Origin of the sequence: Vulcanococcus sp. (genome assembly GCF_044369115.1) — a bacterium.
Taxonomy (GTDB): Bacteria; Cyanobacteriota; Cyanobacteriia; order PCC-6307; family Cyanobiaceae; genus Vulcanococcus.
The window spans coordinates 1-12,107 of record NZ_JBIPMN010000076.1 but is presented as its reverse complement, the minus strand read 5'-3'; the positions used below and the strand labels follow the sequence as shown (position 1 = coordinate 12,107).

At 63.9% G+C, this 12,107-nt stretch carries 20 protein-coding genes; 15 read left to right on the top strand and 5 right to left on the bottom strand.

Annotation, left to right across the window (positions count from 1 at the left end; all coding sequences use genetic code 11):
- Both ACIQ2E_RS07470 and ACIQ2E_RS07465 read left to right on the top strand, forming a co-directional pair.
- Positions 1-651, top strand: a 651-nt coding sequence (locus ACIQ2E_RS07470) for a siphovirus Gp157 family protein (RefSeq protein ID WP_398328380.1), incomplete at its 5' end; no start/stop codon positions are given.
- Positions 652-749: 98 nt separating this feature from the next.
- Positions 750-1,490 carry an RAD52 family DNA repair protein gene (locus ACIQ2E_RS07465; RefSeq protein WP_398328378.1) on the top strand — a complete coding sequence of 247 codons (741 nt, stop codon included), beginning with the start codon at positions 750-752 and terminating at the stop codon, positions 1,488-1,490.
- A gap of 3 nt (positions 1,491-1,493) precedes the next feature.
- On the opposite strand, the gene ACIQ2E_RS07460 is transcribed toward ACIQ2E_RS07465, so the two are convergent.
- Positions 1,494-1,688 (bottom strand): hypothetical protein, encoded by a 195-nt coding sequence (locus ACIQ2E_RS07460; RefSeq protein ID WP_398328375.1) that lies wholly within the window; start codon positions 1,686-1,688, stop codon positions 1,494-1,496.
- Positions 1,689-2,082: 394 nt separating this feature from the next.
- Here ACIQ2E_RS07460 and ACIQ2E_RS07455 point away from each other — a divergent pair, with 394 nt between their 5' ends.
- From ACIQ2E_RS07455 to rpaB, 6 genes are all read left to right on the top strand, one after another.
- Positions 2,083-2,421 carry a DUF1651 domain-containing protein gene (locus tag ACIQ2E_RS07455; protein WP_398328372.1) on the top strand — a complete coding sequence of 113 codons (339 nt, stop codon included), beginning with the start codon at positions 2,083-2,085 and terminating at the stop codon, positions 2,419-2,421.
- Positions 2,412-2,654, top strand: a complete 243-nt coding sequence (locus ACIQ2E_RS07450; RefSeq protein WP_398328369.1) for a hypothetical protein — start codon at positions 2,412-2,414, stop codon at positions 2,652-2,654. The genes ACIQ2E_RS07455 and ACIQ2E_RS07450 overlap by 10 nt, the downstream gene beginning before the upstream one ends.
- A 9-nt stretch (positions 2,655-2,663) precedes the next feature.
- Complete coding sequence (locus ACIQ2E_RS07445) at positions 2,664-2,903, top strand: NUDIX domain-containing protein (protein ID WP_398328366.1); 240 nt, start codon at positions 2,664-2,666, stop codon at positions 2,901-2,903.
- 217 nt (positions 2,904-3,120) lie between these two features.
- Positions 3,121-3,540 (top strand): glycine zipper 2TM domain-containing protein, encoded by a 420-nt coding sequence (locus tag ACIQ2E_RS07440; protein ID WP_398328363.1) that lies wholly within the window; start codon positions 3,121-3,123, stop codon positions 3,538-3,540.
- Positions 3,541-4,104: 564 nt separating this feature from the next.
- Positions 4,105-4,356, top strand: coding sequence for a DUF3136 domain-containing protein (locus ACIQ2E_RS07435; RefSeq protein WP_398328360.1), 252 nt, complete (start codon positions 4,105-4,107; stop codon positions 4,354-4,356).
- 38 nt (positions 4,357-4,394) lie between these two features.
- Entirely contained in the window at positions 4,395-5,159 is a 765-nt protein-coding gene (rpaB, locus tag ACIQ2E_RS07430; protein ID WP_398328357.1) for a response regulator transcription factor RpaB, read from the top strand.
- Between the two features lie 736 nt (positions 5,160-5,895).
- On the opposite strand, the gene ACIQ2E_RS07425 is transcribed toward rpaB, so the two are convergent.
- On the bottom strand, positions 5,896-6,180 hold the full coding sequence (locus tag ACIQ2E_RS07425; protein ID WP_398328354.1) for a hypothetical protein: 285 nt from the start codon (positions 6,178-6,180) through the stop codon (positions 5,896-5,898).
- Between the two features lie 97 nt (positions 6,181-6,277).
- On the opposite strand from ACIQ2E_RS07425, the gene ACIQ2E_RS07420 reads away from it, so the two are divergent.
- The 4 genes from ACIQ2E_RS07420 (at position 6,278) to ACIQ2E_RS07405 (ending at position 8,028) form a co-directional block, all read left to right on the top strand.
- Positions 6,278-6,538 (top strand): cell division protein SepF, encoded by a 261-nt coding sequence (locus tag ACIQ2E_RS07420; RefSeq protein ID WP_398328351.1) that lies wholly within the window; start codon positions 6,278-6,280, stop codon positions 6,536-6,538.
- A gap of 71 nt (positions 6,539-6,609) precedes the next feature.
- The gene (locus ACIQ2E_RS07415) at positions 6,610-6,969 is read left to right on the top strand and encodes a hypothetical protein (RefSeq protein WP_398328348.1); all 360 of its coding nucleotides are present in this window, start codon (positions 6,610-6,612) and stop codon (positions 6,967-6,969) included.
- Between the two features lie 102 nt (positions 6,970-7,071).
- The gene (locus tag ACIQ2E_RS07410) at positions 7,072-7,413 is read left to right on the top strand and encodes a hypothetical protein (RefSeq protein WP_398328345.1); all 342 of its coding nucleotides are present in this window, start codon (positions 7,072-7,074) and stop codon (positions 7,411-7,413) included.
- 381 nt (positions 7,414-7,794) lie between these two features.
- Positions 7,795-8,028 (top strand): DUF2811 domain-containing protein, encoded by a 234-nt coding sequence (locus tag ACIQ2E_RS07405; RefSeq protein ID WP_398328342.1) that lies wholly within the window; start codon positions 7,795-7,797, stop codon positions 8,026-8,028.
- A gap of 9 nt (positions 8,029-8,037) precedes the next feature.
- On the opposite strand, the gene ACIQ2E_RS07400 is transcribed toward ACIQ2E_RS07405, so the two are convergent.
- Positions 8,038-8,973, bottom strand: a complete 936-nt coding sequence (locus tag ACIQ2E_RS07400) for a RimK family alpha-L-glutamate ligase (protein ID WP_398328339.1) — start codon at positions 8,971-8,973, stop codon at positions 8,038-8,040.
- Between the two features lie 241 nt (positions 8,974-9,214).
- Here ACIQ2E_RS07400 and ACIQ2E_RS07395 point away from each other — a divergent pair, with 241 nt between their 5' ends.
- The 3 genes from ACIQ2E_RS07395 (at position 9,215) to ACIQ2E_RS07385 (ending at position 11,407) form a co-directional block, all read left to right on the top strand.
- Entirely contained in the window at positions 9,215-10,297 is a 1,083-nt protein-coding gene (locus ACIQ2E_RS07395; RefSeq protein WP_398328336.1) for a DUF4912 domain-containing protein, read from the top strand.
- Positions 10,298-10,350: 53 nt separating this feature from the next.
- Entirely contained in the window at positions 10,351-10,992 is a 642-nt protein-coding gene (locus tag ACIQ2E_RS07390; RefSeq protein WP_398328333.1) for a hypothetical protein, read from the top strand.
- 205 nt (positions 10,993-11,197) lie between these two features.
- Positions 11,198-11,407 (top strand): hypothetical protein, encoded by a 210-nt coding sequence (locus ACIQ2E_RS07385; protein ID WP_398328330.1) that lies wholly within the window; start codon positions 11,198-11,200, stop codon positions 11,405-11,407.
- 8 nt (positions 11,408-11,415) lie between these two features.
- Here ACIQ2E_RS07385 and ACIQ2E_RS07380 read toward each other — a convergent pair whose 3' ends face one another.
- Together ACIQ2E_RS07380 and ACIQ2E_RS07375 are read right to left on the bottom strand one after the other, a co-directional pair.
- On the bottom strand, positions 11,416-11,679 hold the full coding sequence (locus ACIQ2E_RS07380; RefSeq protein ID WP_398328327.1) for a hypothetical protein: 264 nt from the start codon (positions 11,677-11,679) through the stop codon (positions 11,416-11,418).
- 78 nt (positions 11,680-11,757) lie between these two features.
- Positions 11,758-12,107: hypothetical protein (locus ACIQ2E_RS07375; RefSeq protein WP_398328324.1), on the bottom strand; the 350-nt coding region annotated here is incomplete at its 5' end.

Here is a 12,107-nt window from a genome sequence, read left to right as displayed (position 1 = left end):
TCCTTCATTCCTCACGCCGTCATGCCTGTTCTCACTCCCATTCCCGCAGCCCCAGCTGATTTCCCCGCGGCAGCCCCCTCGGTAAATGGCCCTGCCTGCTCGCTGCAGCGTTCCAGCTCCCTCTGGCAGCTGGGGATCGAGGCCCAGGAACTCACCACCGCCATCGGCCAGCTGGCCCAGCAGCTGGAAACCGATGACCCCGAACAGCGGGCCCTGGCCCTCGCTGAGCTGGAAGCTGCCCTCCTGGCAGAAGAGGGCAACAAGGCAGCGCTTGCTGCCAAGGCCGATGCAACCTGCTGGGTGATCGAGCACCTGCGCGGCCAGGCCGCCTACCGCCAGCAGCAGGCCAAGCGCCTCAGCGATCTGGCCCGCGGCGATGCCGGCCGGGCCGATGCGCTGGAGGAGTCGCTGGTGTTTGTCCTCACCCAGCTGCAGCCGGCGGCCACCCGCTTCTCGTTTCCGAATCACCAGCTCAGCAGCCGCAAATCCCAGGCGGTGGTGATCGACGACGAAGAGGCCCTCGATCCCGAATGGCTCGCCGTCACCACCACCAGCAAGCCGGACAAGGCCGCCATCAAAGAGGCCCTCAAGGCCGGCCGGCAGATCGAAGGTGCCCAGCTCCTCTCCCGCCGCTCCTGGCGCATCACCTGAGGGGGCAGAGCCCCCCCCCCCACGACATGGGCCTGCTGCACGGGCGGGCCCACTTCCATCAATCCCAATCACCAGTCCTTTTCACCTGGAGCAGTTCCATGGCCACCACCGTCTTCTCCCCCGAGCAGATCGCAGCTCTCTCAGCGCCGCTCGATCGGGCCAAGGTTCAGACCCGCAGCCAGGCCGGGCGGTCCCTGGCCTACCTGGAGGGTTGGCAGGCCATTGCCGAGGCCAACCGCATCTTTGGCTTTGATGGCTGGCAGCGGGAAACAATCGCTGTGCAGTGCGTCGCCGAGCGCGAGCGCACCCTCGGCAGCAGCAACCGCGCCGGCTGGGGCGTCACCTACACCGCCCGCGTCCGCATCCGCGTCGGCGATGTGATCCGCGAAGGCAGCGGCGCCGGTCACGGCATCGACGCGGACCTGGGCCAGGCCCATGAATCCGCCATCAAGGAGGCCGAAACCGACGCCATGAAGCGGGCGCTGATGACCTTTGGCAATCCCTTCGGGCTGGCGCTCTACGACAAGCAGCAGCGGGAGGTCACCAGTTCAACCCCGCCGGCAGCGCCTCGTCATGCCCCGGCTCCTCAGCGGGGCAACGCCAGCGCAGAACCTGCGGCCGAGATGGGGCTGGAGCCCCTCGATCCGGCCACCATCCAAAGGATCCTGACCACCGTGCGCGGATTGCCACGCCCTGCTCTGGATGGCTTCACCAAGGCCTTCCGCAAGCGGTTCCAGGTGCCAGCCGAGGCCGCTTCCATCGCCGATCGGATCTGCCAGAGGCGGCACCGCGATTGGATCGAGACGTTCCTCGTTCAACACCACCAGTTGGTGGCCTAATCCTCAAGGCCGCAGCAGCCAGCGCAGCAACGAGAGGCCGATGATCAGCCCGATGCCGGTGTTCCAGAGCCAGGAGGGGCGCTCGGCCAACCGCTGCAGCCAGAGCGGCAGCTGATCGCGCCACTGCTCCAGCGCCAGCACTGCTAGCAGCAGCACCAGCAGGGGAATGCCAATGGCCAACACGAGTTCGCGGAACAACGGCGCCTCTGCTCTGAGCGAACCGTATCCAGCTCCAGAACCCGCGACAGCCTTTACCGCAGACCCGTGCTAGTGCAGGTGTACGCATTCGGAGTGGTTCATGGGCATCCCTCTCCCTCGGCCAGCGGCCCTGGCGGCCCGGCTTGAGCTCCCAGTCGAGGAGTGGCCGTACCTCGATGAAGACGTGCTGCTCAGGACCCGCAGCCGCAAGGTCTGCATGACCTGCCACTGTTCAGACACCACGCCGGGGTGAACTGCATCCCGATGCTCACCTGCCAGCTGCACCAGGGCCTGATCGCCCACGGCGAGCACCTCGTCAGCCGCTGCCAGGGCTGGACCGATGACATGGTGCGCCAGAGCGGTTGGGCACCGGAGGTGGCCTGAGCAGCTCCAGATGAATGTCATCGACAGGCCCTGCCGGCCGCCGCTCTCTCCTCGGGAGGGGTGGATCAGCGACGGCCGCCAGGTGCTCCACTTCAAGCCACTGCGCTACGACCGCTGGAGCCAGAGCCTGGAGGTGACCCTCGGGGAGCTGATGCCTGCCGGTGAGGCGCCGTTGCTCAAGCGCCGCAAGGAGCTGTCTCGCGAGCAGGCGATTAAGCTCTGGAACAAGAAGCGGGAAGCCGGCTGGCGGGCCTGTGCCCTTCAGTGGAAGCCGCCATCCGAGGTCAAACCGCCGGCCCGTCGCTCCGCCGCCAGCATGGGAGCACATGGAATCCCGCCGTGCTTCTGAACCCCTTCTGCCCCTTCAGCACGGCCAAGGTGTTGGCCCTCAAGGCCACCGTGCTGTTGCTGCTCACCCTGCTGATCAAGGCCAGGATTCAGATCGTCACCGGTTCCGCCCTGGGGATCTTCTTCTTGCTGATTCAGACCCTGGTGTTCCTGGCCATCAGTGGCGGACTCGTGGTGGCAGCCGGTGGCGCTGCGGTCTTGGCAACTCAGCAGCGCCGGCCGGCAGCGACCTGATCACGAGCCATGGCCGTTGAAGTTGCTCTGGCACTGCTGCAACGGGATGGCCGCTGGCTGATGCCGCTCCGCGACGAGATTCCGTCGATCGTGGCACCAGGTTGCTGGGGACTCTTTGGCGGCCACCTCGACCCCGGCGAGACGCCGGAGCACGGCCTGTGGCGGGAACTGCTGGAGGAACCCACGCGAGCGCCATGGCCGGTGTCCGCGCAGCGGCCATGGCGCTCGCGAAGTCCTGGCGCCGTGTGACATCCTCCAATTCCGCCGCCGGGTGGCGATGAAGAGCTCACTGTTGTTCATTCGTGCGAAGCAAGGAAGTATTCAGCTATTTCTCAAGGTCTCCAGTCACATCTGGTCAGACCCACCGCGCATCTCTGTCACCGATCGCTCCATGAAGCGGATTTAGCTGGAGACAGGTCGTGGAGCACTGCTGCTCTCTGACCTCCTCCCACACACCCAAGCAGTCATGCCCCCTTCTGCTTCCCGTTCCCACCGCCTGAGCTCTGCAACACGACTTGGCGTTGCTCTCGCCGCCACTACCGCGGCGCTGCTTCCCCTGTCGGCATCAGCGCGGCCCTGGCCGATTGCTCAGACCAGCTGGAGTAGCAGTGTTCATGACTATCCCGCGCCCACCGCACCGCCACGGCCTTGGTGGAACCCAGGAGTCAACACTGGTGATCAGGCTTACGCCAACCTACCGCTCATCCCAGAGCAACAGGCCCAGCGCTGCAACACCGGCCGCCTGATCGGTGGTCTCGGTGGTGGCGCTGTCGCCTACGCCATGTCACGGAATGACGGCCGGGCCTGGGCGATTCCGCTTGGTGCATTGCTCGGCTCCCAGGTTGGCTGCAACGCCGCGGCGGGTCGGGGGCCGTTGCCTTGGTGAGAACAAGAGGGGGGCCGCGGTGTGAGGAGTGCGGCCCGGTGCTGCGCCATAGGACTGCCGAGGGGTGAGGACCGCTCCCGGCGGGTGAACGAGCACCGCTTACTCATGGCTCAGGTGGTTGCAAAAGCGCAAGGGCTTGCTGCGTCTTGCCCCTGCAGCGGTCAACGGTGAGCATTCGTTGCACGGGGGTTCCGCAGCTGTCGAGCGGACGCACAATCCACACAGGTGCTGACGAGACAGCCGCACCTGCTTGAGCGCCAAACTCCCTTGCCCGGCCGCTCCGGAGAGCCCTCGGTTCACCCACCGAGGGCTCTCTGTTGGGAGCAGACCGCTGAACCCCCGCGGAAACACCGCCCAGCGCTTCTTTAGGGTTTCTTTAGATTGCCGCCCGTGTTCAAGTGTGCGTTGGGCCTGTCACTGGCTTGGACCGGGCTTGATGTAGCGCCAACAACAAAAGAAGAACGCCTAAGCATGGAGCCCTCGGTCTGTCAAGACTTCTGTGCTGAGCTCAGGACGCGTAAGTTCACAGGCACTGAGCCCGCGAGCGGCTCCTACTCAGCACTGATGAAGTCGATCAAGACCGCTGCAGCTCCGGCAGTCACCGTGGCGCAGTTAGAGGCCAGTTATCCCGCGTATTGCAAGGCCCTGCGGATGTTGGTGCAAGACGGAACGTCGCTGAACAAAATCCAACGCACTGTCTGCTGGGATCGCCTGCAGTTGCTGCACACCACCCTGCCGCGTCAATACCGCGACCCGGTTGTGCATTACGCCATGGTCAAGCGGGATGTGGATCAGCAGCAAGCCCTGGCCCACTGACGACCGCCGCTATTCGTTTGTTCATACCTGATCAATTCATGTCGGAGACCATTCAAGAGCCGCTCAAGATCCTGATTGCGGACGACGAAGCCAACATCCGCCGCATCCTTGAAACCCGCCTGGCGATGCAAGGCCACCAAGTGGCTGCCGCCCAAGATGGCGCAGAAGCACTGGAGCTGTTCCGCAGCGTTGAACCCGATGTGGTGGTGCTCGACGTGATGATGCCCGAGCTCGATGGCTTTGCGGTGCTCGAGCGCATCCGAGCTCAGTCGGAAGTGCCGGTGATCATGCTCACCGCCCTGGGCGATGTGGCTGATCGCATCACTGGGCTGCAGCTGGGCGCCGACGATTACATGGTCAAACCCTTCTCCCCCAAGGAGCTGGAGGCGCGCATCCGCTGTGTGATGCGTAGGGCCGGTCAGGGCCAGGGCGGAACCGGCGCCGGCTCGGCCAGCTCCAATGTGATCGCGGTGGGTGATCTCAGCGTTGATTTCAATCGCCGGCAGGCTTTCCGCTGCGGCGAGCGCATCCGCCTGACGGGGATGGAGTTTCACTTGCTGGAGCTGTTGATCAGCCGCCACGGCGAACCGATCAACCGCCTCGACATGCTCGAGAAGGTGTGGGGCTACAAACCGGGCAAGTCCTCCGATAGCCGCGTGGTGGATGTGCACATCTCCCGTCTGCGCGCCAAGCTCGAAGTGGATCCAGAAAACCCGGAATTGATCATGACGGCCCGGGGGCAGGGCTATATGTTCCAGCGGCTGCACTCCAACATTGAGCCTGCACCGATCGCGGCGGCTTGATCGATCTGTTGGCGATCAACAGTCGCCATGACTCCGATCCCAAACGATCGACACAGGTGACTGGAGCGGTGGAGTGCCATCACGATCCGTTGTTCCACCCACCAGCTCAGCGCCAGGACAGCGAGAGACCCAGAAACGCAATTGCGGGTAGCGCTGTTGCATCGCGGCGTATTGCTCAGAACTCCTGTAGCGCTGCTCACGCTCGCGGTAGCTCGACTCACTCTCCATCGGAGCACCATCTCCAGGGACAAGCGTCAAGCCAGGGTCAGGGACCCCGCTGAGATCTTCTGTTGTCATGGCTAATCCTGTAGCGACCTGAATCAGCTGCCGATCGCCACGTCAACGCTGCTGCCATTCCATTCACCTTGCCAGCTGATGTGAGCGGGAGCACATGCTCGATGGTGATGCGCCCTCGCCGTTACCTCTTGAACCGCAGCGACAAGACACAAGCCCCCCGATCGCGAGAGCTGTATCACATAGAACAAAATCCGAGGCTTTTGGTCGCTGTTGCTACCTGAATTGGCCTAGTCGTTTTATAGCGTCCACGAAATTCTGTTCCCTATGTGCGCCGACACGGCCAGTGCTCAACCCCCATCCACTGCGCCGCGCCTGAGTGCTCAGCCAGCCGCCGACCAAGCGCTGGTTCATTACACCCAAGCCACAGCTGAGGGAGAACAAGCCAGATACCGGCTGAGCACTGGGGTCCCGCCCACCGCTGTGATCACCTACGCCACCATCAACTGGTAGAGCCTGCCTGCAGGTCGCAGAGCAGCGGCATCGGTAAGCGGCAGGTGCGCCAGTCGCCATTGATGGTGCACACCTCAACGCCAATCCAGCTGGTCGCATCGCCGCCGGTCGATGCCAGCACCCAATCGATGGCCTCTGCGATCGCCTCATCGAGGCTCGGGTATTCACCATCGAGCTGCGCATGGGGTTCGCAGCAGCCATCGATCAAGCGGTAGCGGCGCTCCGCAGGCACGTGGTGGTTTTTGCCAAGAACCCTTGTGGCAACACCCGTCATCTCCGGCCCATCCGCCCGTTGCCCAACCATCTTTGGCAGCTGGCATAGGCAGCGATGGTGTTCGGCAACACTGTCTTATGGATTGGCAGCGTTCCAAATGGAAACCCCCTTTGGGGTGTGGCTCCCGCAGGTCACGATCCTGCGCAGCCGCACGCTCAGCGACGCCCAGGAGGTGGTGGAAGCGATCCGCCAACGCCATTGCGTATTGCTGCAACTGGAGGACGCCACTCCAGAGGAAGCACAGCGGATTGTTGATTTCCTGGCCGGCGCCGTCAGCGCCCTGGATGGTCAGGTGCAGCGCATTGGGGAGTGCACCTTTTTGTTCGCTCCAGCTGGCGTGACGGTCAGCCACAGCTGAACCCATCGGTTCATCAACCAGCCCGTGGTGCGCTGAAGCAGGCACAATCGAACTTCCTCGATCGGCAACGCTTGGCCCGCCTGGAAGCGATCCTCACGGGAGTGCCTGGCGACCGAGAGCTGCGTCTGGTACTCGAGCTGCTGGATCCAGGCAACGCAGGCACCTTCACCTGGCTGGATCAGCGCAATGCCTCCCTCGCCCTGATGCCAAGCAGCGCGGCTGTGCCTGTGCAGGTGTTGCTGGAGCTCAAGGGCCGCGGTGAGCTGGGCGTGTTGGTCACCAGCCGAGAAGGCATGGGCCGCGGGGCGCCGCTGAGCCGTGGGGTGCTCGAGCAGCTGCTCGAGCGGTTGCATCAACTGCTGCCTGAGAGCGGGCTCCGCTATCGCTCCGATCGCGATGGGCCACTGGAGCCGATGGCGGCCTCCCGCTAGACGCACCCGCCTGACACCCGAGCTGCAGTTGTGACACTTCGCGACTGGAGTACTGCTTTTCGGCAAGCAGCGCTTGCAAGGTGGGGTATCAGCTTTGGCGCCATGCAGCAGCCGCGTCCCGCTCCACGCCTCAAGGCCGCCCTGGATCAGATCGGTGCCTGGGTGCTGGATCAACCCGTGCCTCAGCCTCTGGAGGGGCAGTGCTGTGATCGCCTCCGCCCCCATCAAATCCGCCGGGAGCTGCTGCAGAGCCTGGAGGCGAGCGGCCTGGGCAGCGACAACGTGGTGGAGTGGCGCTGGGATGCCCGCCAGGGGCAAGCCAGAGGCTGGCTGTGGCAAGCCGGCGCGTTGCAGCGCTTTCGCTGGTGGCGCCATTCCGGGCAACTGACGCTGCATGAGCAGCTGCACTGCATCACCACCGCACCGCTGCACGCCCTCACCTGAGCCCATCTGTCCAGGGGGTGGGTGCAGCGGTCCTGCCGCTGATCGCGATTGCTTGCCCAGATGCCCGCATTGATCAGCACCGCTCAACGGTGGATCAACCCACAGGGTCCGTCCTCTTTTCCACAGGTTTTCCACATGGGTCCAACCGCAGACGCAAGCTGTCAAGCAGATCGTCCGAATTGGCTCGGGAAAAGTGTTCTCCTCTTGACAGACGCCCGCCGATCGATTGAGGCACCGGAGTGCTCCAACCAGGGAAGCGGCAAAACCATTGCGGTGCAGTCATTCCTGGTCTGAGACGGCTGCAGTCGCGCACCAAGACCGTGCTTTGACGTCATGGCTGCCCCCATGTGCTGATGGATGGGTGATCGGATGAGGTGTTGGTTGGCAGAGGTTCCTGATGCGTTGGCTCCGCACGTGAGTGTGGAAAACCAGTTCCCGGCTGATTTATTTGAGTCGATGGTGGGTTTCATCGAGCAGCACCCCCAATGGGACCAATACCGGCTGATGCAATCAGCGCTGGCGGGTTTTCTGTTTCAGCAGGGCTGTCAGGACAAGCCGGTGGTGCGCCACTACCTCGATGGGTTGTTCCGCAAACCGGAGATCGCGGCGCACTGATGCGATCGCTCAGGCGCGGAAGGCCACAGGGACCAGATCCCCTTGGTGGTGCGGCTCAATCCGTGAGCAGCAATGCTCGAGGATTTCCCTAGCTACGTTCAGGCCGGTGGCCTGCTCAAACCCCAAGAAGCCCGGCGCACTGTTCACTTCACACACGCAGTAGCCCTCGCCGTCAAACAGGAGATCCACCCCAGCGATCTCGAGGTTCACAGCGTCTGCACTGGCCAGCGCCAGCTCCTCAATCACGCCGTTGAGCGGAAAGAGCTGGCCATCGCCCCCGCGGCTGATGTTCGCCTTGAAGCTCCCATCGGTGCTCCGCCGCCGCATCGCTCCGAGCACACGGCGACCCACCACCCACACCCGCAGGTCCTCACCGGGCCGGCTGTCGATGTATTCCTGCAGGATGAGTGGTTGGCTGCGGTCCAGGCTCGACACAAGCTCCATCAGATCGCGGAAGCTGGCGGGATCACGGCTCAGATAAATCCCTTCCCCGTAGGAGCCCACCAGCAACTTGACCACACAGGGAAAGCTGATCTGATCGGCCACCAGCTGGGGATCGACAGGGAACCGCACCAACATTGTGCGCGGGATCGGCAGGTTCCGCTGGGCCAGGAGTTGATGGGCGTAGAGCTTGTCTTTCACCGCCTCGATCGCCGAGCTGGGGTTGATCACCGGGACTCCCAAGTGCTCAAGCTGGCGCAGGATCGCCAGGGAGAAGTAATCCGTTCCACTTCCGGTACGGGGCAATAGAGCATCCGGCAGCTCCACTTCTGCACCGCAACGGCGGATCGAGCGGCGGCCGCAGCGGCTCACCACCAAATCGATCTCCTGCGGAGCCACGGCCTCCAGCTGCAGGCCCAGCTCACGGGCTTCTTCCCGCAACCGCGCTGATTCATAGGGCTCCACCAGGCCTGATGGCGGCTTCTGCAGAGTCCAGAGGTGCATGGCGGCTGGTTCAGAGGCTCAGCCTGGCCTGCGTAGCGAGCTGAAAGCGCTCTGGAGAACACCGCTGCACCACTGCTGCGCACTGGTCAAACAGGCCCGCCCGCTGTTACCGGTCTGAAAACAGCGGGAGGCAAAGGTCGAGGGAGGAGATCGCAGGTGCTGCAGTGATCCCCATGCCCTGACAGACCATCAGGTCGGCCCTGCTCCCGGGCGATCATCAACGGACTTTCGAAGACTTGAGATGGCCGCTTCCGGAGCTGATATGGGCGGCAGCGGCCTCTCCAATCTCGGCAGCTGGACTCTTCTGCAGCTGCGGGATCTGGCCAAACGCATCGGCCTAGGTGGCTACAGCCGCATGGACAAAACCGGGCTGCTCGAGGCCGTGAGCCAGGCCCTGCCCAACGCCGCGCCCGCCCAGGCGCAGCCGGAGCAGCAATCCAGCGGTTCAGCCACCCCAGAGCTGCCCAGCCACATCACCTTCCTGCCCCGTGATCCCCAGTGGGCGTACGTGTTCTGGGAGATCAACAGCAGCGATCACGAGCGCGCCAAGGCCGCGGGCGCCACACAACTGGCCTTGCGGGTGGCGGATGTGACCGGCCTGCCGCTGGGCGCAGCCCATCCCCACACCCTGCAGGAGCTGGTGGTCAGCAGCGGCGCGCGGGAATGGCACCTGCCAATGCCCGTGAGCGATCGCGATTACCGCGTGGAACTGGGCTACCGCACCAAAGCTGGTGGCTGGTTCTCCTTGGCCACTTCCTCGGTGGCGCGCATGCCGGCGCTGGAGCCTGCGGCCATGGTGGCCGATGCCTTTGTGCCTTTCTCCCTGGATGCACCCGTGATGGCAACGCCTGAGCCGGTGGTGAGCGGTGGTGTGGAGCACGAGCGGATCTATCAACTCGCCACCGCAGGCAGCCTGCGCAGCCGCCGCGTGGGCTCGGAGGTGCTGCATGAGTGGGATCAGGATTCCGCGCGCAGTGGCACCCTCAACGATTCCGGCGCCGGGCTCTGGGCCAGCGGCCGCAGCGACTCGGGCAGCGGCATCGTGCGGCCGCGCTCCTTCTGGCTGGTGGCTGATGCGGAGCTGATCGTTTATGGCGCCACTGAACCCAGTGCCCGCCTCTCGATCGGGGATCAACAGATTCCGCTGGAAGCCGATGGCACCTTCCGGGTGCATGTGCCCTTCCGCGACGGCGAGCAGCTCTATCCGATCAAGGCCGTGGCCGCCGATGGTGAACAGGAGCGCTCGATCCGTCTGGAGTTCGAGCGCCGCACACCCCAGGCGCGGGTGAACCGCAAAGAGGAGGCGGTTCTGGAGTGGTTCTGAAGCCAACGCGCCCAGGGGCTGTCTCAGACTGGGCCCGAGCTGGATCCAGGGTGATGCGCGGTGTTGGTTTTCATCTGGCGTGGTGGCCCTTGTTGATTGCACCTCTGTTGAGCCAGGCCCTACTCAGCCCGCTCCAGGCGCAGACCAAATCGCAGACAGAGCCACCAGCCGTCAGCCAACCGACAGCGACAAGCCCAGCTGAAGCTCCAGCGACCCAGAACCAGGAGCTGAGTGAGAAGGAAAAGACCTTGCTCCAGAAGATCAACGCCCTCAAAGCACCGCGCTGGCGCAGCTTTGGGGCATGCCGCTACGACTGGTCTGGCTGGAAGCTGTTGAGCAGTGGGGTGCGCACCACCGCTGTGAACTGCGGCCCTGACACCAACGCGAACCCAACCACGAGTGAACAGGTGGCGGTGCATTGCGACACCCTCAAGCTGAGCATCCAGAACGGTGATCAGGCCTGGAGTAGCTGGCGGCTGCCTTATGCGGCCAATGAATCCAAAGAGCGTGGTGGGGAAGATTTGATGGTGGCGTCCCTCTGTGCCAATGCCAAGCCAATCCCCAAAACCCAGCCCGCCGCTCCGCCAGCGGTGAGCCCCACCGGTAAGCCAGCGGCCACCAAGCCCACATCCACGCCAGCCACCAAAAAAACAACTACGGCTCCAGCTCAGAAGCCTCCGACCGCGAAGCCCTGATCGGCCCAACCCCAGGGACGCGCCTTCTTATTTGCTTTAGGTTTGAGCTCTCCAGGTGTCGCCGTGCTCTCAGCGCTCTCCCTGCTCAGCGCCGCGGCGTTGGTGGGTTTTCTGATGCTCAAACTCGCCTTGGCCAATGCCGCCTGAGCGGCACACACCAGAGAGGTCAGGGTTCGTAACATGTTGTTACGTCGCTGATGCTCCGATGAATGAGCCCGCCCTCAGCCGGGAATTCACCATCGCCATGCAGGAGCGGGCGATCGAAAGCTGCGACGACATTGAGCAGCTGCGCTCCGTTGCCAAAACCCTGCTGCGCGCCTGGCAGATGCAGGCGTCGTTCACGGAGAACTACGCCGCCCAGCTGATGCACCTCACGCCCCCGCCGTTCTCAGCCTCCCAAGGCACGGCTCAGTAAGAACGCGTTCAGGCCGCCAAATGGCGGCTGCTCACCAGCTCGCCAGTGCATTCCACCGGCAGCAGCGCAGAGCGTCCTGAGCTGTACCAACCCTCCACCAGTGCCGCGCTGGAGCGAGGCATGAGTCGCCCAGCGAGCAACCAGAGCTCGTCATGCAACACCTGCGTTTGATCCGGGGTGCCCACATACCAAGGCGCCTCGGGATCCACCGACAGCTCCTCATGCAGCAGGGGCAGCCCGTCCAGAACGCAAGCGGCGAGTTCGGGTGTCATCGCGGGCAAGCAACACCCATCCAGACACGGCAGCTGGCCCTTGGGCAAGTCTCCGCCCGAACTCCTTCATCGCTGCTCTCATGCTGCTTGCAGGTCGGACCACACCTGGGCAAGCGCCCAGGGGATGGCACGCGGCTGGTAGTCACGCGGATCACTGGCGCCGTGCCGCAGCACCGCATTCACCACCACCGCCGGACGTGAACTGCGGTTGATGGCACCGTGCGGGACTCCGGGCGGAATCCGCAGCCAGATCGGCTCATCGTCTCGCAGATGAATGCAACGCAGGCGCCGGTCTAGCAACACGATCAGATCCAGACTGCCGCTGATCACCTGCAACTGATCGGTCTGAAAGCGATGGCAAAACAGTTCGCCTTGGCCTGAGTGACGAACTTCTGCGATCAACGTTTCATCGCTGGCGAGCGGCTCAG